Source organism: Prosthecodimorpha hirschii, from assembly GCF_001305515.1.
Classification (GTDB): Bacteria; Pseudomonadota; Alphaproteobacteria; order Rhizobiales; family Ancalomicrobiaceae; genus Prosthecodimorpha; species Prosthecodimorpha hirschii.
Map to the genome: position 1 here is coordinate 1,969,382 of NZ_LJYW01000001.1, position 19,835 is coordinate 1,989,216.

Consider the following 19,835-nt stretch of genomic DNA (forward strand, 5'->3'; position numbering starts at 1 on the left):
TCTTCCTCGCGGAAGAGGTGCGCGAGATCATGGCCTCGCTCGGCTTCCGCACCTTCGCCGAGATGGTCGGCCAGATCGAGTATCTCGATCGCGCCGAGGCCGTCAGCCACTGGAAGGCCAAGGGGCTCGACTTCTCGCGTCTCTTCTACCGCCCGAAGGTGCCTGCCGGCGTCGCCACCCATCACACCGAGCGGCAGGACCACCAGCTCGGCAAGGTGCTCGACCGCACCCTGATCGCCGAGGCCATGCCGGCCCTGGAGCGCAAGGAGAAGGTCCGGCTCGAGCACCGGATCGGCAACACCGACCGCACCGCCGGCGCCATGCTGTCGGGCGAGGTCGCCAAGCGCTACGGTCATGCCGGCCTGCCGGTCGACACGATCCACGTCAAGCTGAAGGGCATCGCCGGCCAGAGCTTCGGCGCCTGGCTCGCCCATGGCGTGACGCTGGAACTGGAAGGCGCCGCCAACGACTATGTCGGCAAGGGCCTCTCCGGCGGCCGCCTGATCATCTATCCGGCGAGGGAAGCGACCAAGCTGACGCCCGAGAAGTCGATCATCATCGGCAACACGGTGATGTACGGCGCCATCGAGGGCGAGGGCTACTTCCGGGGCGTCGCCGGCGAGCGCTTCGCGGTGCGCAACTCCGGCGCCGTCGCGGTGGTCGAGGGTGCGGGCGACCATTGCTGCGAATACATGACCGGCGGCGTCGTGGTCGTGCTCGGCAAGACGGGGCGCAACTTCGCGGCCGGCATGTCGGGCGGCATCGCCTACGTGCTCGACGAGGCCGGCGATTTCGCCAAGGCCTGCAACCTGTCCATGGTCGAGCTGGAGCCGGTCATCGAGGAAGAGGAACTGGCCGCCCGCCGCCACCATGCGGTCGGCGACCTGGAGGCCCACGGCCTGGTCGACGTGATGAGCGACATGACCCGTCACGACGGCGAGCGCCTGCGCCAGCTGATCGAGAACCACGCGCACTATACGGGTTCCGAGCGGGCCAAGACGATCCTCGCCAACTGGGGCGAGTATCTGCCGAAATTCCGCAAGGTCATGCCGGTCGAGTATCGCCGCGCGCTGCAGGAAATGGAGCGCATGCGCACGGCCGTCGCGGCGGAGTGATCAGACGAGGGAGCCGTTCGCCGGCTCCCTCCGGCATCCCGAATTTGACCAGCGCCGCCTTGATGAGCGGGCGCGACGGGGACTGACTGATGGGCAAGGTTACGGGGTTTCTCGAGATCGACCGCCAGGACCGCAAGTATCGGCCGGCGCATGATCGCATCCGCAACTACCAGGAATTCGTGATCCCGCTGAGCGAGCAGGGAACGCGCGATCAGGCGGCGCGCTGCATGAATTGCGGCATCCCCTATTGCCACACGGGTTGCCCGGTCAACAACCAGATCCCGGACTGGAACGACCTCGTCTATCACGGCGACTGGGAGGCCGCGGCGCGCAACCTCCACTCGACCAACAACTTCCCGGAATTCACCGGCCGCGTCTGCCCGGCCCCGTGCGAGGCCTCCTGCACGCTCAACCTGATGGACACGCCCGTGACCATCAAGACGATCGAATGCTCGGTCGCCGACCGCGCCTGGGAGGAAGGCTGGGTCAAGCCGGAACTGCCGAAGCGCAAGACCGGCAAGAAGGTCGCGGTGATCGGCTCCGGCCCGGCCGGCCTCGCCGCCGCCCAGCAGCTCGCCCGCGCCGGCCACGAGGTCCATCTCTACGAGAAGAACGCCAAGGCCGGCGGCCTGCTGCGCTACGGCATCCCGGACTTCAAGCTTGAGAAGACCGTGATCGACCGTCGCGTCACCCAGATGGAGGCCGAGGGCGTCGTCTTCCACTACAACGTCAATGTCGGCGTCGACCTGAAGGTCGAAGAACTGAAGGCAGCCTATGACGCCGTGTTGCTGACCGGCGGCGCCGAGAAGCCGCGCGACCTGCCGATCCCGGGCCGCGAGCTCGACGGCGTGCATTTCGCGATGGAGTTCCTGCCGCAGCAGAACCGCCGCGTCTCCCACGAGCCGGTCGGCAATGTCGAGCAGATCCTGGCCGGCGGCAAGCATGTCGTGGTGATCGGCGGTGGCGATACCGGCTCCGACTGCATCGGCACTTCGGTGCGTCAGGGCGCCCTGTCGGTGACCCAGCTCGAAATCATGCCGAAGCCGCCCGAGAAGGAGAACAAGCTCCTGAACTGGCCGAACTGGCCGCTCAAGCTGCGCACCTCCTCCTCGCACGAGGAAGGCGCCGAGCGTCAGTTTTCGGTGCTGACCGAGCGCTTCGAGGGCGAGAACGGCCGCGTCAAGGCGCTGCATTGCATCGAGGTCGACGCCAAGATGCAGAAGGTTCCGGGCAGCGAGTTCGTCCTCAAGGCCGACCTCGTCCTGCTCGCCATGGGCTTCGTCGCGCCGGTGGCCGAGGGCCTCGTCAGCGAGATCGGCGTCGCCCGCGACGGCCGCGGCAACGTGCAGGCGACCGAAGAGGACTACAAGACCTCGGTCGACAAGGTCTGGGCCGCCGGCGACATGCGGCGCGGCCAGTCGCTGGTCGTCTGGGCGATCCGCGAAGGCCGACAGGCCGCCCGCTCGATCGACCTCGCCCTGATGGGCAAGTCCGAACTGCCGCGCTGATCGCCCCGCTCCGGCCGGCGTAACCCGGCCGGCCGCACCGGTCGCACCGCAAGACCCTAAGGCCCCGCTCCACGGCGGGGCCTTTGTCATGTTGCGTCTCGAAAAGGACGAGAGTCAGCGACCGGAGAGGGCCGAACCGGCCCGCCGGCCGAGCCTCAGCGCGGGCGGCGCCAACGGAAATCGTCGATCCGGCCGGTCGGCGCCTCGATGTTCTCGCCGCGCACGAAGCGGCGGTAGAGCGGGGTTTCGGTGATCGGGAAGCCGCCCGGCATCGCGTCCGAAGGCTTGACCAGGACGGGGGTCGGCGCGGGTGCGACGGTGACGATGCTGCCGCTGGTGCGCGCAGCCGGTGCACCGGGGGCGGCCGGCGCGGGGCCGCCGGCGAGCTCCGTCTCGGCGTCCGGGGCAACCTGCCCGCTCAGGCTGACCACCGGGCCGATCTTCTTCCACGGCGCCGGCGGCAGCGGCGGCGGCGCGGCGAGGATGACCTCCTGCGGCAGTACCGGCGCGGCCGGCGCTTCCGGCAGCGCGGGCTCGGGGGCCGGGGCGACGCCCTTCAGCTGGTCGCGGATCGACTGCTCGACGAAGAAGGCGAGCTTGCGCTGGCCGGCCCGGTTGAAATGCGTGCCGTCGCCGGCCCTGAGCTTCTTTTCCTTGCCGTCCACGTCGGGGCCCGAATAGGTGAAGTTGCCCTCGTCGTCGGTGAAGCCCGGCCAGATGTCGATGAAGGTCGCCCCGTTCGCCTCGACCAGCTGTTTGACGATGCCGTTGGTGACGCTCAGGAAGGCCGACAGCGTCGGCCGCTCCACCGGCGGCTGGCCGACCCAGTAGATCGGCTTGCCGGTTTCGCGCAGGGCCTTCAGCACCGCGCCGATCCGCGCCCGGTAGGCGACCTCCCACTTGTCGGTCTTCAGGTCGTCGGTCTTCTGACCGGTCTTTCGGTCGTAGAAGGACTGGCGATCGTTGATGCCGCTCATCACGACCAGGAAGTCGAAGCGCCCCTCCTGCAGCATGGCCGGCAGCTGGGCGAGGAAATCATACTCGTCGTCGCGCACCAGGCTCAGCGAAGGCCGCGCCTTGGAGACGACCTTGACCGAGGGCGTGTCGGCGAAGGCGACCTGAAGGCCGAGCGCGAGACCGGCCGCCTGACTGTCGCCGAGCACCAGCACCACCTGGGCATCCGCATCCTTGGGCTGCTCGATGATGCGCGGTTCCGGATTGGACACGCGCGGCCGCGGCGGCGGCGCGGCGGTCTCGGGCTGGCCGGGATAGCCGAAGCCGCCGGGCGGGGCGGGATATTGTCCGGCCGGCGGGCGGGTGCCGATGCCGCCGGGCGGGGTCGGGGCCTGCTGCCGGCCACCGCCGAACAGGAAGCGGAAGAAGCCGCCGCCGTCATTCTGGGCTGCGGCGGGCGGCGCGGAGGCGAGCACCGAGACGACCGCGAGCAGGAGCACGGCGGCGAGCCGGACCAGGCCGGCGAGCCGCCCCGGGCGATCGCCGGCGCGCCCGGCAACGCGCAGCCGCGGCGCGGCGGTCACGGGGGCCGCGGGCATCGTCTCAGGCAGGATCGGCATCGGGCGGACCTCCGGGCAGCAGCGGGCGCGGCCCTATCGGCGCCGCGCCGCATCCTCCCCCAACGGCCCGCAGTCTAGCCGCCGCGGAGCCGTTTGAGAACCTTGTCGGACGGGAAGCCGTCGGCCGGCGTCATGCCGACCGAGCGCTGCCAGGCCTGCACGGCGGCCTGGGTCTTGTCGCCGACGCGGCCGTCGGTACCGCCGGTGTCGAAACCGAGCTGGGTCAGGCGGGTCTGCAGTTCCTGCGCCTCTTCCAGGCTCAACTGGCGCTCGTCGGTCGGCCAGGGCTGCACGAAGGCTCCGCCACCGCGAATCCGATCGGCCAGATGGCCGATCGCCAGCGCATATTTGGTCGAGGGGTTGTAGGAGCGCAGCGCAAACAGGTTCTGCAGATACATGAAGGCCGGCCCCTTGACCCCCGCCGGCACGGCGAGGCGGGCCTGATCGGCATCGCGCGGGAACGGGTCGCCCGAAACGCGGGTCACGCCGAGCGCCTTCCACTGGGCGACCGTCTTGATCAGTTTGCCGTCGGCGAGGCCGGCATTGAAGGTCGGCGGCAGCTTGACCTCGTAGCCCCAGGTCTCGCCGCGCCGGAACTTGCCGCGCTCGACCAGATAGCGCGCCGTGCCGGCAAGCGCGTCGTCGGGCTTGCCGAACGGACTGATCCGGCCGTCGCGATCGAAATCGACGCCCATGTTGAGCCAGACCTCAGGCATCCACTGGGTATGCCCCATGGCGCCGGCCCAGGAGCCGACCATGTCGGCCGGCGTCGCCCAGCCGCGATCGACGATGATCAGCGCGTTGATCAGTTCCTGTTCCCAGTAGCTGCGCCGGCGCGCGTCGCCCCAGGCCAGCGCGGCGAGACAGGGGATGACCGGACGCATCCATTTGGTGTTCACGGCCACGTCGCCGAAGGCCGATTCCATGCCCCACAGCGCGCACAGCATGAAGCGGTCGACGCCGTAGACCTGCTCGATGCGACCGAACAGCTCGGCATACTGCTTGACCCGCTCGCGGCCGGTATTGATGCGCCATTCGTTGACGCGGCGGTTCAGGTAGCGCCAGATCGGCTCCTGCACCTCGGGCTGCGACTTGTCGAACTCGAACACCTTGGTGTCCGGCTGGGTCTGGCTCATGACCCAGTCATACATCTCCCCGCGCACGCCGTTGGCGGTCGCCCGCGGCTTGAACACCTGAACCCATTGGGCGAATTCGTAGGTCGACGTCTGGCCCCAGGCCGGCCCGCCCAGGCCCGCCGCCGCCATAGCGCCGAGCCCGCCGGCCAGAAGGGCACGCCGAGACGGCGCATCAAAGCGGACACCCGCCGGCGGCGCCAGGGCATCGGTGCGGCAGGCAATCGCGTCGTCCATCGGGCGCAAGGCACCGAGCGGTGGGCGGTTGGCGGTCATGGTCATCTCCTCGCAGCGGCGGGGCGCGGCGGGGCATTCGGATCAAGTCCCCGCATCTTCCGTCGAAGCTAGGGCCGGATACGGTTAACGTCGTCCTAATGGTGAATGTAATGCGCGCCCGCGCGCTCGAAAAGGCCCGGATGTCTCACGCGCCCGGATCGAGGAAACCGCCGTGCCGTCTCGCGCGTTTCCGTCGGGCGCGGCTGCTCTTGCAGGTCTTCGAGCGATCGAATACGGCAGGATGACGGTCATGTTCGTGCCGCAAGCGGCGGCTAGTGCACCGTCGCTGCACGCTCGGGCGGCCATTCGAAAGCAGGCTCCATGTCCAAACCGATTCGCAAAGCCGTTTTTCCCGTCGCCGGTCTCGGCACGCGCTTCCTGCCGGCCACCAAGGCCGTGCCGAAGGAGATGCTGACCGTCGTCGACCGCCCGGTCATCCAATACATCGTCGATGAGGCGAGCGCGGCCGGCATCGAACATTTCATCTTCGTCACCGGCCGCAACAAGGCCGTCATCGAGGATCATTTCGATATCGCCTACGAGCTCGAGGCGACGCTGAAGAGCCGCAACAAGACCGCGGAACTCGAGCTTCTGTCGCGCTATCAGCCGCCCGCCGGCCAGACCAGCTTCACCCGCCAGCAATTGCCGCTCGGCCTCGGCCACGCCGTCTGGTGCGCGCGCGACATCGTCGGCAACGAGCCCTTCGCGGTCCTGCTGCCCGACATGATCATGAAGGCCGAGACCGGCTGCCTGGCGCAGATGATGCAGGTCTATGCCGAGACCGGCGGCAATGTCATCGCGGTCGAGGAATGCGATCCCGCGCTCGCCCACCAGTACGGCATCGTCGGCGTCGGCGAGAGCCGGGGCGCCGATGCCTTCGCGATCACCAGCATGGTCGAGAAGCCGCCGAAGGGCACCGCGCCGTCCAACCGGTTCATCTCCGGCCGCTATATCCTGCAGCCCGAGATCTTCGACCACCTCTCGCGCCACGAGAAGGGCGCCGGCGGCGAGATCCAGCTGACCGACGCGATGATCCGCCTGATGGCCGACCAGCCCTTCTGGGGCACGCGCTTCAAGGGCGAGACCTACGATTGCGGCTCCAAGATCGGCTTCCTGGCCGCCAATGTCGCCTTCGGGCTGGACCGGCCGGAGCTGAATGCCGATTTCCGCAAGGAGATCGCGCGCCTGCTCGGCTGACCGAACCCCGACCGCATTTCGACACGCCGCTTCCGGACCCCGGGGGCGGCGTCGTCATGTGCAGAACCGCCGCCGGCGCCATGGGCCAATGACGACGCGGCTCGTCACTTCTGCAGCCGCAGGCCGATCGTAACGCGGTCGCTATTTCTGCAGCCGCAGGCCGATCGTGACGGTGCCGACATCGTAGTCGGCGCCGGCCGTGGTGGAATGGAACCGGTCATACTGCGTGCGCAGGAAGGCCTGGACGTTCGGGTTGAAGCTCCAGGTCAGCCCGGCCTTGGCGGTCGTGCTGCGCTCCTCCAGCGGCAGGCCCTGATAGCGGCGGTCGGTCGCCGACAGTCCCGCCTCCGCCGCCATCTGGCGCCCGAACTGCTGATTGACCGTGACCCCGACCGTCCGCGCGATCGAGCCCGGCGAGCCGGCCAGCGTGGTCGGCTCGAACGCGGTCTTGGCGGTCAGCGTCACCCGCGTCAGCCGGGTCGGCGACCAGATCAGCGAACCGTCGAAGGTCGCGCCCGTGAGATCGCCGAGCTTCGGCCCCGCCGGGCTCTCGCTCGCCCAGCCGACCGAAAGATCGCCGCGCAGCAGCGGCCCGAAATCGAGCTCGGCGCCGGTCTTGACGGCGCGCCCGTCGGTATCGCGCAGTTTCGCCGCCGCCGGCTCGCCATAGCTGCGCCGGCTGGCCTGGACCTCGACATAGGGCGTCACCGCCGGGGACAGATGGAACCCGGTCCTGAGCGCCCCGATCACGCGGTCGTTGTCGCGCGAGGCGGCATCCGCGATCGGGCCGCCGCCCTGCAGCGTGCCGCCGCTGTAGCGGGTCGATTCCAGATCCGTCCGCAGGGTCAGGAAGATCAGGCCGGCATCGCGCGTGAAGCCGGCCGACCCGGTCACGGTCGTGGCGGTCGACGGAACCGCCGTCCCGGACGGATTCTCGGCGCTGCCGGAGGACTGGCGCGAGACCGCATAGCCGGCCTTCAGATCGAGCCGCATGCCGTCGGCCAGGTCGACCCGGCCCGCCGCCTTCAGGGTGGCGCTCGGCTGGTCGAGGCTGCGGTCGGCCGGATAGGCCAGATAGCTGCCGCGCAGATCGAATTCGAGCGCATGGCGCGACCAGTCCGAGGCGGCGCGCAGTTCCGGCGCGAAGGACAGCACGGAGCCGGGCCGGCCGGTGGTCGAGGCCGCGGCGTTGCTGGTGCGGCCGAGGCCGATCTCCAGCGCCGGCCTGAGCAGGAAGCCGCCGGCGCGGAAGCCCTGCTGGGCATAGGGCTCGTCCGTGTCGGCGAGCGGGTCCTCGTCGGTCCGGCGCAGGCCGGGCGGGACCGGATCGGCCGGAGGCGCCGGCTCAGTGGCGCGCGCGGGCGTCGCCGGCCGCAGCGCACCGGTCGTCAGGGCGCGCCGGTCTCCGCTCCGGGCGGTCGGCGCCGGGCGTCCGTCCCGGCCGCGTTGCGCTGCAGGCCCGGCGACACCGGACGGGCTCGAGCCCGCAAGCGGCGCGCCTGCCAGGTTCGCGGCGGTCGCGTTCGGGCCGGCGGCATCAATGCGCGTCGATCCGGGGACGGCTGCGGCCGGATAGGCTCCCGCGCCTGAAATGGGCGCCAGGGTGACGCCCCGGGCCGCCGGCGCCGCGAGGCGTGCGTCGGTTGGGCCCGGCGCGCCGGGGCCGGCGGACAGGGGATCGGCGGATAGGGGATCGGCGGGCACGAGGCCCGGCGGATCGATCGGCGGGCCGAGCCAGTCGATGGTCGACGCCGGCGGATTGGCGCCGCCCAACGGGGCCCGGCGGGCGGCCGGCGCGGTTGATTCGCGGCCGCGCGGGCGCCCGGCGGCCGGCGTCCGCGCCGCAACCGGGTCCGTATCGCTGCGGAGTTGCTGCAGGCCGGGCGGCAAAGCCCCGTCCGATCCCCGCAGGGGCGGCGCCCCTTGCGCGGCGGCGGAGCCGGCGGCGCCGACCAGCAGCCAGATGACCGGAACGGATCGGCGCAACATCGCGGAAATCCGCCCTCTTTCCCTCTCGGCGCCGGGCGCCGGGCGCTCGCCGGGCGCCTTCCTTACCGGACCGTAAAGGGACATGGTTAAGGCTTCCTTGCCGGCCGCCCGGCGGGCCCGAGGGGGGCATCCCCCGGGCCGGCCGAACCGCCGGGGTTGGCGCAGCCGGCAAACGTGCTAAAAGGCCGCCTGAGGTCGCCGGGGATCGGGACCGCCCGGCGGGCGGAACCCGGCCCGGCCCAAGTGCCAGGAGAACGGGGATGCGCTTCATCGACGCCAATATCGTCTCGAAGGCGGATCGCGGCCTCTCGGGGCTCGCCGGCGAAGGCAACCAGGCCTCCGACCTCGTCTCCGCGCGCCGCACGCTCGGCATCCAGATCGAGAGCATGCACATGCTCGCCGCCGCGCTCGACGGCCCGCTCGGCCGCGCGATCATGGAGGCGGTCGCCACCATCCGCGCCGCCCGCGGCCGGGTGATCATTTCCGGCATCGGCAAGAGCGGCCATATCGGGCGCAAGATCGCCGCCACGATGGCGTCGACCGGCACGCCGGCCTATTTCGTCCATCCGAGCGAGGCGAGCCACGGCGACCTCGGCATGGTCACCGCCGACGATGCGGTGATCGCGCTGTCGTGGTCGGGCGAGTCCAGCGAGCTGGCCTCGATCCTCGCCTATACCCGCCGCTTCCGCGTGCCGCTGATCGCCGTCACCTGGAATGCCGCCTCGACGCTCGGCAAGGCGGCCGACATCGTGCTCGAACTGCCGAAGGTGCAGGAGGCCTGTCCGCACGGTCTCGCGCCGACCTCCTCGACCATGCTGCAGCTGGCCATCGGCGACGTGTTGGCGATCGCGCTGCTCGAAAGCCGCGGCTTCACCGCGCAGGACTTCAAGGTCTTCCATCCGGGCGGCAAGCTCGGCGCCAGCCTGAAGCATGTCCGCGACGTGATGCACCAGGGCGCGGCCGTGCCGCTCGCCCCGCTCGGCACCTCCATGAAGGAGGCGATCCTGCTGATGAACCAGCGCGGCTTCGGCTGCCTGGGCGTCCTCTCCGAGGACGGCCGCCTCGCCGGCATCGTCACCGACGGCGACCTGCGCCGCCACATCGCCGACGACCTGCTGGTCCGCTCGGTCGACGAGGTGATGACCCGCCGCCCGAAGACCATCCGTCCGGACGCGCTGCTCGCCACCGCCATCGAGATGCTCAACGCCGCCTCGATCACCGCGCTTCTGGTGGTCGACGACGAGCGCCCGGTCGGCATCGTCCACATGCACGACCTGCTCCGCATCGGCGTCGCCTGAGGAGGGCGCGCCGGACGCCAACGTCCCGCGCGCATGGTCGTCAGGCCCCCGGTCCGCAGGGGCCGGCCCAGTCATTCCGCTCAGATCCTACAGCGACCCGCCGCATCAGCGGCGGGACGATCAGCCGCGTCGAGAGCGGCCCCTCTCCTCTCAGGCCCGGTCGACCTTCAGGATCGGACCGTCGACGCCGATCACCTTGACGCGGGTTCCGGCGCTCATGTCCGGGCCCGAGATGCGCCAGATCGTGTCGTCGACCTTGAGCGAGCCGTGGTCTTCGAGGATCGGCGTCGCCAGGGTGAAGACGCGCCCCAGATAGCGCGAAGCGCGCTCGTTCAGATGCGGGTCCTCGGAATGCTGGTCGCGGGCGTTGAAATAGCGCCGGCCGGCCAGGAGCAGGACCAGCGACAGCACGCCCCAGGCGATGGACTGCACCTGCCAGGTCAGGTCGAAGGCCAGATCGAGCCCGCCGACCACGAGGGCGGCGACGCCGAGCCAGAGGAAGAAGGTCCCGGGCGCGAAGACTTCCAAGACGAGCAAAACCAGGCCGAATACCAGCCAGAACCAGGCTGTCGAAGCCCATCCGATCAACAAGCCGGTCAGATCCATGGCGGAGTCTCCTTCGGAGAACGAGGCCAGCGGCAGCGGGGAGCGCGTGAGGCGGATCCCCACGCGCCCGACGGTGGGGTTTACGCCTTGCGGTCGTGGCTGAGGGCGCTCTTGGCGATCTCGGCGATGCCGGCGATCGAACCGATGATCGAGGTCGCCTCCATCGGGATGAGCACCACCTTCTGGTTCGGCGCGGACGCCATCTCCTTGAAGGCCTCGATATATTTTTGCGCGACGAAGTAGTTGATCGCCTGCAGGTCGCCCTTGGCGATCGCCTCGGAGACCATCAGCGTCGCCTTGGCCTCGGCCTCAGCGAGACGCTCGCGGGCCTCGGCGTCGCGGAAGGCGGCTTCGCGGCGGCCTTCGGCCTCCAGGATCTGGGCCTGCTTCTGGCCCTCCGCACGCAGGATTTCCGACTGGCGCGAGCCTTCCGCCTCCAACACCGCGGCGCGCTTGTCGCGCTCGGCCTTCATCTGCCGGCCCATCGACGCGACCAGGTCGGCCGGCGGGATGATGTCCTTGATCTCGATGCGGTTGGCCTTGACGCCCCAGGAGGCGGCGGCGGCATCGACCACGGAGAGCAGACGGACATTGATCTCGTCGCGGTGCGACAGGAGCTGGTCGAGATCCATCGAGCCCATGACCGTACGGATATTGGTCATGACCAGGTTGAGGATCGCGGTTTCCAGGCTCTGCACCTCGTAGGCCGCCTTGGCGGCGTCGAGGACCTGGAAGAAGGCGACGCCGTCGACCGAGACCGTCGCATTGTCCTTGGTGATGACCTCCTGCGTCGGCACGTCGAGCACCTGCTCCATCATGGAGAGCTTGGCGCCGATCTGTTCGACGAAGGGCGTGATGATGTTGAGGCCCGGCTTCAGCGTGCGCGTATAGCGGCCGAATCGCTCCACGGTCCAATTGGAGCCCTGCGGCACCGTCTTGACGCCCGCGAACACGGTGACGATCAGCACCGCAACGATCGCGATGATGACCATGTCGCTGCCCGAAATGACGAAATTCATGTGCGATCCCCCGAACGCCCGGCCGCGCCCCTCCGACATGGAAGGTATGCGGACCCGTCCAGCACCGCAACATTCATGAACCGATCGTGTCGCCACCGTGGCGGCAGACGCAAGCGGCGCCCGATCCGGCCGGCCTCGGCCTCCAATCGCTTGGGAGGCAGGACCCGGCCCGGACCGGACGCCGTCGCCCGTTCAGATCCAGCCCGACAGTTCGCGCCGCGTGACCGCCTCGATCACCCGCATGCCGAGATCGCTGTCGTTCAGGCACGGCACCGCGTGGAAGTTGACGCCGCCGGCATGATGGAAGATCTCGGCATTCTCGCCGGCTATCTCCTCCAGCGTCTCCAGGCAATCGGCCGTGAAGCCCGGCGTGATGACGGCGAGATTCTTGACGCCCGACTTGCCGAGCGCTTCGACGGTCTTGTCGGTATAGGGCTGCAGCCATTCCTCCGGCCCGAAGCGCGACTGGAAGGTCAGACGCAGCTTGTCCTTGTCCCAGCCGAGCGTCTCGCGCAAGAGCCGCGCCGTCTTGGCGCAATGGCAATGGTAGGGGTCGCCCTTCTCGAAATAGCTCTTCGGGATGCCATGAAAGGAGGCGAGCACCATGTCCGGCGTCCAGTCGAGGCCGGACAGGCTCGTCGTCAGGCTCTCGGCAAGCGCGTCGATATAGACCGGGTCGTCGTGATAGGGCGGCACGGTGCGGATCGCCGGCTGCCAGCGCATGGTCTTCAGCACGTCGAAGACCACGTCGTTGACGGTCGCGGTCGTCGCCGCGGCATATTGCGGATAGAGCGGGAAGACCAGGATGCGCTCGCAGCCCTCGGCCTGCAGATGGGCGAGACGGCTGGCGATCGACGGATTGCCGTAGCGCATCGCCCAGTCGACCACGATCCGGCCGCTGTCGGCGCCGAGCGCCGCCTGCAGCTTGTCCGACTGGGAGCGGGTGATGGTCCGGAGCGGGCCTTCGTCGCGCTCCTTGTTCCAGATCGTGTCGTAGTCGCGCCCCTTGCGGCCCGGCCGGGTGGTCAGGATGATCAGGTTGAGCAGCGGCCACCACAGCCAGCGCGGCGTCTCGATGACGCGCCGGTCGGACAGGAATTCCTTCAGGTAGCGCCGCATCGACCAGTAGTCGGTGGCATCCGGCGTGCCGAGCGCGACGATCAGCACGCCGATGCGGCCGGCCTTGACCGGGGGGTGGTCGGAGGGAAGCCGGATGGCCCGATGCTGGGCGGCGCGGTCCGACGCCGGAGCGGCGGGACGGGGGACCCCAAGGGCAACCCCGGGGGCGACATCGGAGGCGGCGACGGGGCCGGGAGTGGAATTCAACGTCAGGTCCTTTCACAGCGCGGTCGGGACGACGGCGACCGCGGCACGGTTGCCGGAGATACGCCCCGAGGGTGCAATCCGATCATCGGCCGATCATATCCGTTGCTTGCGACGAGTCCTATGGACAAGCCGGCATGGCTTTGCCACACTGATGTTCACGAATAGTTCCGGTTTTTGTGCGTCTTTCGGAATGTGAGGGACCATGCAGTTGCTGTCGCACCGTGTCCGCCATGCGTTCGCCCGGGCGGCGGCCGCCCTGGTCGTCGCCGGCCTCGTCGCCGCCGCCCTGCCGGCGGGTCTTGCACGGGCCGCCGAAGCCAAGCTGACCTTCCTGCTGGTCAACGACATCTACAAGATCGACGGCGACAAGAAGCGCGGCGGCTTCTCGCGGCTGGCAGCGATCGCCCGGGCCGAGAAGGCCAAGGGCGGCACGGTGGTCTATGTCCATGGCGGTGACACGATCTCGCCGTCGCTGATGTCCGGTTTCGACCGCGGCGCCCATATCGTCGAGATCCTCAACATCGTGCCGCCGGATGTCTTCGTGCCCGGCAACCACGAATTCGATTTCGGCCCGCAGGTCTTCCGCGAACGCATGGCGGCCCTGAAATCGCCCCATAAGCTCGCCGCCAATCTGCGCGAGCCGAATGGCGAGCCGGTCGCCGGCTTCAAGGATTCGTCGGTGATCGAGGTCGACGGCGTCAAGATCGGCATCGTCGGCGTGACCGCGGACGACAGCCCGAACAAGTCCTCGCCGGGCGATCTTAAATTCACCGATCTGATCCGCACCGCGACCGCCGAGGCGCGCAAGCTGAAGAGCGGCGGGGTCGACTTCGTCGTGCTGGTCGCCCATGCCAACCGCGTGCAGGATTTCGCGCTGATCCAGTCGGGCGCCTTCGACCTGATCCTGTCGGGCGACGACCACGATCTGGCGCTGATGTTCGACGGGCGCACCGCCATGGTCGAGTCCAAGGAAGAGGGCGAGTATGTCACCGCCGTCGACCTGACCATCAATGCCGAGGACCGCGGCGGCCGGCGCACGGTGACCTGGTGGCCGAATTTCCGGATCATGGACAGCGCCACGGTCGCGCCGGATCCGGAGACGGAAGCGCGCGTCGAAACCTACCGGAAGGAACTGTCGCGCGAGCTCGATGTCGAGATCGCCAAGCTGGCCGTGCCGCTCGACAGCCGCTCGACGACGGTGCGCACCGGCGAGGCGGCGATCGGCAACCTGATCGCCGACGGCATGCGCTGGGCGACCGGCGCCGACATCGCCATCACCAATGGCGGCGGCATCCGCGGCAACAAGCAGTATGTCGCCGGCGCCCCCTTCTCCCGGCGCGACGTGCTGGTCGAGCTGCCCTTCGGCAACCGCACCCTGCTGCTTGCCGATACCGGCGACACCATTCTGGCGGCGCTGGAGAACGGCCTGTCCCAGCTCGGCGAGACCGGCGGCCGCTTCCCGCAGATTTCCGGCGCGACGGTCGAGGTCGACAAGTCGAAGCCGGTCGGCAGCCGGGTCGTCTCCGTGAAGATCGGCGGCGAGCCGCTCGACCCGAAGAAGACCTACAAGATCGCCATCAACGACTTCATGGGCCGCGGCGGCGACAACTACCGCATGTTCATCAAGTCCAAGCCCCTGCTCGGCGAGCGCGATTCCAAGCTGATGGCCAACGACGTGATGGCCTATGTCAAGGAGCGCGGCACCGTCGACCAGACGGTGCAGGGCCGCATCGTCATCAAGTGAGCCTGAGCGTTCGGCGGAGGGTTTGACCGGCGCGGCGGACGCCGCCGGTAGGGCAGCTCCGCCCCGCCTGTTGCCGGCGCTTCGACGGGGTCATCCCCATCCCGTCGCCGCAGCCCGAAAGCCCTACTCCGCCGCCTCGGCCGGCGGCCAGGCGCGCAGCTTGCCGGGATTCATCAGGCCGTGCGGGTCGGCGAGCGACTTGAACTGAGCCGCACCGCTGTCGACGCGCTTCCAGCCGGCATCGTCGAGCGCGTAGCTGTGCGGGTCGCTGACCGCGACCTCGTTGGCATTCAGCTCGTCGACGATGGCATAGAGCCGTTCCGGACTGGTGAACTTGACGATCGGCAGGGCCGAATTGGTCACCCGGCCGAAGCGGCGCTGGAATTCGAGATGCAGCCAGATCTCGTCGCGGAAGCGCTCGCCGACCCAGGCGACCAGATCGAGATTGCGCCCCGGCGGGAAGCGGAGCTGCAGATAGGTGATGGTCGGATCGACCTTCAGCATGTGCAGCGTGGTGTGGTTCCAGGTGTATTCGTAGAGCGGCGCGATCGCGCCATGGCCGTCGAAGGCCGCCGCGCGCGCCGCCTCGGCCGTGCGGCGGAACGTGACCGTGCCGCCATGGGCCGCCGCGATCGCCTCGCAGGCCTCCGCCTGCGGCTCGCTGACCATCAGGATCGCGATCGCCGCCCCGTCCGGCGCATAGGGCTTCAGCCGCTTGATCGCGGCCGGGATGCGCGGCTCGTGGATCGAGACCAGCCGCTTGGCGATGCCGTCGGCCTCCGTGAAGGCCTGCCCGAAGCGGGCGGCGGCGGCGAGATCCGGGAAGGCGACGATGCGCTCGGCCCAGTCGTGGCGCGGTGCGAGCGGGATCTCGGTCTCGGTGATGACACCGTTGACCCCATAGGCATGCAGCACCTTGAGCACGTCCGGCCCGCGCAGTTCGACGATCCGCGGGCTCTCCTCGACGGTCACCACCTGCAAAGCCAGCACGGCGCCCGGATCGGAGATCTGGCCCCAGGTGCAGGACCCCGCCCCGCCCGCGCCGCCGGCGATCAGGCCGCCGATGGTCGCCTGCTTGCGGGTCGACGGATAGAGCCGCACCTCCTGGCCCTCGGCAAAGAGCCCGCGGTCCATGTCGAGCAGCCGCGCGCCCGCCTCGAAGCGGCCGGCGCCGGGCTTGACCCAGAGCGTCCGGTCGAGCGCGGAGACATCGAGCAGCATGCCGCCTTCGAGCGGGACCGCCTGGCCGTAGTTGCCGGTGCCGCCGGCGCGGACCGTGATCGGCACGCGCAGCCGTGCCGCGACCGAGGCCGCCCGGATGACCTCGTCGCGATTGCGCGGGGCGACGACCAGATCGGCGCGGCAATGTTCCAGTTGCGGCTTCAGGATCGGCGAGAACCAGAAGAAGTCGCGGCTCTTCAGTTTCAGGGTCGCCGCATCGTCGGCATGGGGAATGTCGCCCAACGCCGCCTTGACCTCGGCCCAGATGCCCGCCTTGCGCCCTGCCATGTCCCGTCGCTCCAATGCTGCTCCGCGCGATGGTGGCACGCCGTCCGCCGCGGCGATAGCGCCCCGATCGCAACCCCGTCCCCGACCCCGGGCGACCCCGGGCGACCCCGGCCCCCTCGATCACCGGATCGCGGACCTTCCGGCATCGTCGAGACCCGGGCTTGCGGCCCAACCTGTCGGGCCGCTGAGCGAAGCGTGCCGGCAGCGGCGGGCCGACCGGCCCGGCCTGCATGGCTGGCCCCTTGGCGGAGGCTGACTGTTACGGTATAACATTCGCATCGTTCCGCCATGGATCGCTGCGAGCAGCCCGTGACCTCATCCCCGTCCCAGATCACGCTTCTCCCGGCCGCAGCCGCCGGCACCCCGCCGATGCCCGCGGCGTCGGGGGCCGTGCAGGGGGGGCATGCCAGGCACGACCACGCAGGGCATGCCCCTCACGACCACCGCGATGCCGGTCCTTCGGCACCCGGGACGCACGACGATCATGATCATGGCGCCCACCAGCACGATCATGGCGGCCACGATCACGGCGAGCACAACCATCACGGCGAGCATGGCCGCCGTCAGCACCGCCATCATGGCCACGACCATGCCGGCCACGACCATCACCCGCACGGCCCCGAGGCGGCGACCGTCGCACTCGGCGCGCGCCATGCCCATGCGGCGGCGCCGTCGCTTTCGCTCCTGCGCCTGTCGCTGGGCATTCGCCTGGCGGTGGCGCTAACGCTCTCCGTTCTGATCTGGGCCGGCGTGGCCTGGGCCCTTTCCTGATCGCAGCCGCAGAGGACCGCCCGTGGCCGCCCGTATCGAATTCCAGGACCTGACGCTCGGCTACGATCGCCATCCGGCCGTGCACCACCTGACCGGCGCGATCGAATCCGGCGCGTTGATCGCCGTGGTCGGGCCGAACGGCGCCGGCAAGTCGACGCTGCTCAAGGGCATCGTCGGCATGCTGCAGCCGCTCGGCGGCCGCATGCGGCTCGACGGCATCGCCCCGCACGACATCGCCTATCTGCCGCAACTGGCCGAGGTCGACCGCAGCTTCCCGCTCTGCGTCTACGATTTCGTCTCGATGGGCCTGTGGCGCAAGGTCGGCGCCTTCGGGCGGATCGGCCGGGGCGAGCGCGGCCGGATCGAGGATGCCATCCGCGCCGTCGGCCTGGAGGGCTTCGAGCGTCGCGCCATCGGCACGCTGTCGGGCGGGCAGATGCAGCGCTGCCTGTTCGCCCGCCTGCTCCTGCAGGACTCGTCCCTGATCCTGCTCGACGAGCCGTTCAACGCGGTGGACGCCAAGACCGCGGCCGACCTGCTCGACCTGATCCGCCGCTGGCACGACGAAAAGCGCACGGTCGCGGCCGTGCTGCACGACATGGAGACCGTGCGGCGCAGCTTCCCCGAGACCGTGCTGATCGCCCGCGAGGTGGTCGCCTGGGGGCCGACCGCGGAGGTTCTGACGCCGACCAACCTGCTCGCGGCGCGCCGCATGATCGAGGCCTTCGACGACGCGGCGCATATCTGCGCCCGCGACGCGGCGGCCTGAGGGAACCCGCGATGCTGTACGACCTGCTGATCGAGCCCTTCGCCGAGTTCGAGTTCATGCGCCGGGCGCTGGTCGGCAGCCTTGCCCTGTCGCTCGGCGCCGCGCCGATCGGCGTCTTTCTGATGCTGCGCCGCATGTCGCTGACCGGCGACGCGATGGCGCATGCCATCCTGCCCGGCGCCGCGATCGGCTACCTGCTGGCCGGTCTGTCGCTGCCGGCCATGACCATCGGCGGCCTCGTCGCCGGCCTCGCCGTCGCACTCGGCGCCGGCGCGGTCGCCCGCGCGACGGTGCTGAAAGAGGATGCGACGCTCGCGGCCTTCTACCTGATCTCGCTCGCCCTCGGCGTGGTCATCGTCTCGGCCCGCGGCTCGAATGTCGACCTGCTGCATGTCCTGTTCGGCTCGGTGCTGGCGCTCGACGACCAGACGCTGCTGCTGCTCGCCGGGGTCGGCACCGGCACCCTGATCACGCTCGCCGTCATCCTGCGCCCGCTGGTGCTGGAATGCGTCGATCCGGCCTTCCTGCGCTCGGTCTCCCATGCCGGCGCACGCGTCCATTTCACCTTCATGGCGCTCGTCGTCATGAACCTGGTCGGCGGGTTCCATGCGCTCGGAACCCTGCTCGCCGTCGGCATCATGATGCTGCCCGCCGCCGCCGCGCGGCTGTGGACCAACGACCTGACCGGCCTGATCGGCATCTCGGTGATCATCGCAGGCCTGTCGAGCATCGGGGGGCTGCTGCTCTCCTATCACCTGAGCCTGCCCTCCGGGCCGGCCATCATCCTCGTCGCCGGCGGGGCCTATGCCCTGTCGCTCGTCTTCGGCCGCGCCGGCGGGGCGATCCGCCACTTTCTGCCGGCCCGGCATCTGGAAGCCTGACCCGCTCCCGGGCCCGCCCAAAGGCCCGCCCGGAAGCCCAGGCCATTCGCATATCGGAGGTACCCATGACCGGAATTGTTCGTCGCTCCGTCCTCGGCGCAGCGGCCTCGCTGGCTGCTGCCCTCGTCGTCCTGCCGCTCGGTGCCGGCCCGACCCGCGCCGCCGATCCGATCCCCGTCGTCGCCACCTTCTCGATCCTCGGCGACTTCGTCCGCCAGGTCGGCGGCGACCGGGTCGCCGTCAAGATCCTGGTCGGCCCGAACGGCGACGCCCATGTCTACAATCCGACGCCGGCCGACGCGAAGTCGGTCGCCGGCGCCAAGGTCGTGTTCGTCAACGGCCTCGGCTTCGAAGGCTGGATGCAGCGCCTGGTCAAGGCCTCCGGCACCAAAGCCCCGCTCGTCACCGCCACCACCGGCATCACGCCGCGCGAGATGGCCGACGAGGACGACGATCACGATCACGACCCCAAGGCCAAGGGCAAGGGCAAGGACGCCCATGCCGGCCACGATCACGGCGCCACAGATCCGCATGCCTGGCAGTCGGTCGCCAACGCCAAGGTCTATATCGCCAATGTCCGCGACGGCCTGATCGCCGCCGACCCGGACGGCAAGGCGACCTACGAGGCCAATGCCGGCGCCTATCTGGCCAAGCTCGACGCGCTCGAGGCCGACGTGAAGACCGCGATCGACAAGATTCCGGCGACCGAGCGCCGCGTCCTGACCTCGCACGACGCCTTCGGCTACTTCTCCGGCGCCTACGGCATCACCTTCCTGGCCCCGCAGGGCATCTCGACCGAGGCCGAGGCGACCGCCAAGGACGTGGCCAAGCTGATCCGCCAGATCAAGAAGGAGAAGGTCAAGGCCGTGTTCGTCGAGAACATGACCGACGGCCGCATCGTCGAGCGGATCGCCAAGGAGACCGGCATCCGCCTCGGCGGATCGATCTTCTCGGACTCGCTCTCCCCTGAAACTGGACCGGCGGCCACCTATATCGATATGGTCCGCCACAACGTGAAGCTCCTGACTGCGGCCATGGCCGGGGCCTGAGTCCCCGACCGCCGGTAGACCGGACGTTTCGACGACCGCATCGCGAGCTCCGGCCCGTCCGGGGCTCGCTC

At 69.6% G+C, this 19,835-nt stretch carries 16 protein-coding genes; 8 read left to right on the forward strand and 8 right to left on the reverse strand.

What is annotated here, in order from left to right; all coding sequences use genetic code 11:
- Both ABB55_RS08610 and ABB55_RS08615 read left to right on the forward strand, forming a co-directional pair.
- The coding region (locus ABB55_RS08610; protein WP_476742257.1) for a GltB/FmdC/FwdC-like GXGXG domain-containing protein at positions 1-1,115 on the forward strand (1,115 nt) is incomplete at its 5' end.
- Positions 1,116-1,204: 89 nt separating this feature from the next.
- Positions 1,205-2,623 (forward strand): glutamate synthase subunit beta, encoded by a 1,419-nt coding sequence (locus ABB55_RS08615; RefSeq protein WP_054358450.1) that lies wholly within the window; start codon positions 1,205-1,207, stop codon positions 2,621-2,623.
- Positions 2,624-2,778: 155 nt separating this feature from the next.
- Here ABB55_RS08615 and ABB55_RS08620 read toward each other — a convergent pair whose 3' ends face one another.
- Positions 2,779-4,197 carry an SGNH/GDSL hydrolase family protein gene (locus ABB55_RS08620; RefSeq protein ID WP_054358451.1) on the reverse strand — a complete coding sequence of 473 codons (1,419 nt, stop codon included), beginning with the start codon at positions 4,195-4,197 and terminating at the stop codon, positions 2,779-2,781.
- A gap of 74 nt (positions 4,198-4,271) precedes the next feature.
- Positions 4,272-5,462: a lytic murein transglycosylase gene (locus ABB55_RS08625; RefSeq protein WP_244472157.1), complete on the reverse strand. Its 1,191-nt coding sequence runs from the start codon at positions 5,460-5,462 to the stop codon at positions 4,272-4,274.
- Positions 5,463-5,927: 465 nt separating this feature from the next.
- Here ABB55_RS08625 and galU point away from each other — a divergent pair, with 465 nt between their 5' ends.
- The gene (gene galU / locus ABB55_RS08630; protein WP_054358452.1) at positions 5,928-6,803 is read left to right on the forward strand and encodes a UTP--glucose-1-phosphate uridylyltransferase GalU; all 876 of its coding nucleotides are present in this window, start codon (positions 5,928-5,930) and stop codon (positions 6,801-6,803) included.
- Positions 6,804-6,944: 141 nt separating this feature from the next.
- On the opposite strand, the gene ABB55_RS08635 is transcribed toward galU, so the two are convergent.
- Entirely contained in the window at positions 6,945-8,792 is a 1,848-nt protein-coding gene (locus tag ABB55_RS08635) for an outer membrane beta-barrel protein (RefSeq protein ID WP_054358453.1), read from the reverse strand.
- 260 nt (positions 8,793-9,052) lie between these two features.
- Between ABB55_RS08635 and ABB55_RS08640 the strand changes: the two genes are divergently transcribed.
- The gene (locus ABB55_RS08640; protein ID WP_083463468.1) at positions 9,053-10,090 is read left to right on the forward strand and encodes a KpsF/GutQ family sugar-phosphate isomerase; all 1,038 of its coding nucleotides are present in this window, start codon (positions 9,053-9,055) and stop codon (positions 10,088-10,090) included.
- Positions 10,091-10,240: 150 nt separating this feature from the next.
- Here ABB55_RS08640 and ABB55_RS08645 read toward each other — a convergent pair whose 3' ends face one another.
- The 3 genes from ABB55_RS08645 to hemH all read right to left on the reverse strand — a co-directional run bounded on the left by ABB55_RS08645 (position 10,241) and on the right by hemH (position 13,041).
- Positions 10,241-10,696, reverse strand: coding sequence for an NfeD family protein (locus ABB55_RS08645; protein WP_054358454.1), 456 nt, complete (start codon positions 10,694-10,696; stop codon positions 10,241-10,243).
- An 80-nt stretch (positions 10,697-10,776) separates the two neighbouring features.
- Positions 10,777-11,715, reverse strand: a complete 939-nt coding sequence (locus tag ABB55_RS08650) for an SPFH domain-containing protein (protein WP_276557182.1) — start codon at positions 11,713-11,715, stop codon at positions 10,777-10,779.
- A gap of 192 nt (positions 11,716-11,907) precedes the next feature.
- Positions 11,908-13,041 carry a ferrochelatase gene (hemH, locus tag ABB55_RS08655; protein WP_083463469.1) on the reverse strand — a complete coding sequence of 378 codons (1,134 nt, stop codon included), beginning with the start codon at positions 13,039-13,041 and terminating at the stop codon, positions 11,908-11,910.
- 202 nt (positions 13,042-13,243) lie between these two features.
- Between hemH and ABB55_RS08660 the strand changes: the two genes are divergently transcribed.
- Entirely contained in the window at positions 13,244-14,785 is a 1,542-nt protein-coding gene (locus tag ABB55_RS08660; protein WP_054358455.1) for a bifunctional metallophosphatase/5'-nucleotidase, read from the forward strand.
- Positions 14,786-14,908: 123 nt separating this feature from the next.
- On the opposite strand, the gene ABB55_RS08665 is transcribed toward ABB55_RS08660, so the two are convergent.
- Entirely contained in the window at positions 14,909-16,294 is a 1,386-nt protein-coding gene (locus ABB55_RS08665) for an FAD-binding oxidoreductase (RefSeq protein ID WP_054358456.1), read from the reverse strand.
- A gap of 315 nt (positions 16,295-16,609) precedes the next feature.
- On the reverse strand, positions 16,610-16,954 hold the full coding sequence (locus ABB55_RS08670; protein ID WP_054358457.1) for a hypothetical protein: 345 nt from the start codon (positions 16,952-16,954) through the stop codon (positions 16,610-16,612).
- 133 nt (positions 16,955-17,087) lie between these two features.
- Between ABB55_RS08670 and aztA the strand changes: the two genes are divergently transcribed.
- From aztA to ABB55_RS08685, 3 genes are all read left to right on the forward strand, one after another.
- The gene (aztA, locus tag ABB55_RS08675; protein ID WP_054358458.1) at positions 17,088-17,834 is read left to right on the forward strand and encodes a zinc ABC transporter ATP-binding protein AztA; all 747 of its coding nucleotides are present in this window, start codon (positions 17,088-17,090) and stop codon (positions 17,832-17,834) included.
- Between the two features lie 11 nt (positions 17,835-17,845).
- On the forward strand, positions 17,846-18,715 hold the full coding sequence (locus ABB55_RS08680) for a metal ABC transporter permease (protein WP_054358459.1): 870 nt from the start codon (positions 17,846-17,848) through the stop codon (positions 18,713-18,715).
- Between the two features lie 65 nt (positions 18,716-18,780).
- Complete coding sequence (locus ABB55_RS08685) at positions 18,781-19,764, forward strand: metal ABC transporter substrate-binding protein (protein ID WP_054358460.1); 984 nt, start codon at positions 18,781-18,783, stop codon at positions 19,762-19,764.
- Positions 19,765-19,835: the final 71 nt, after the last annotated feature.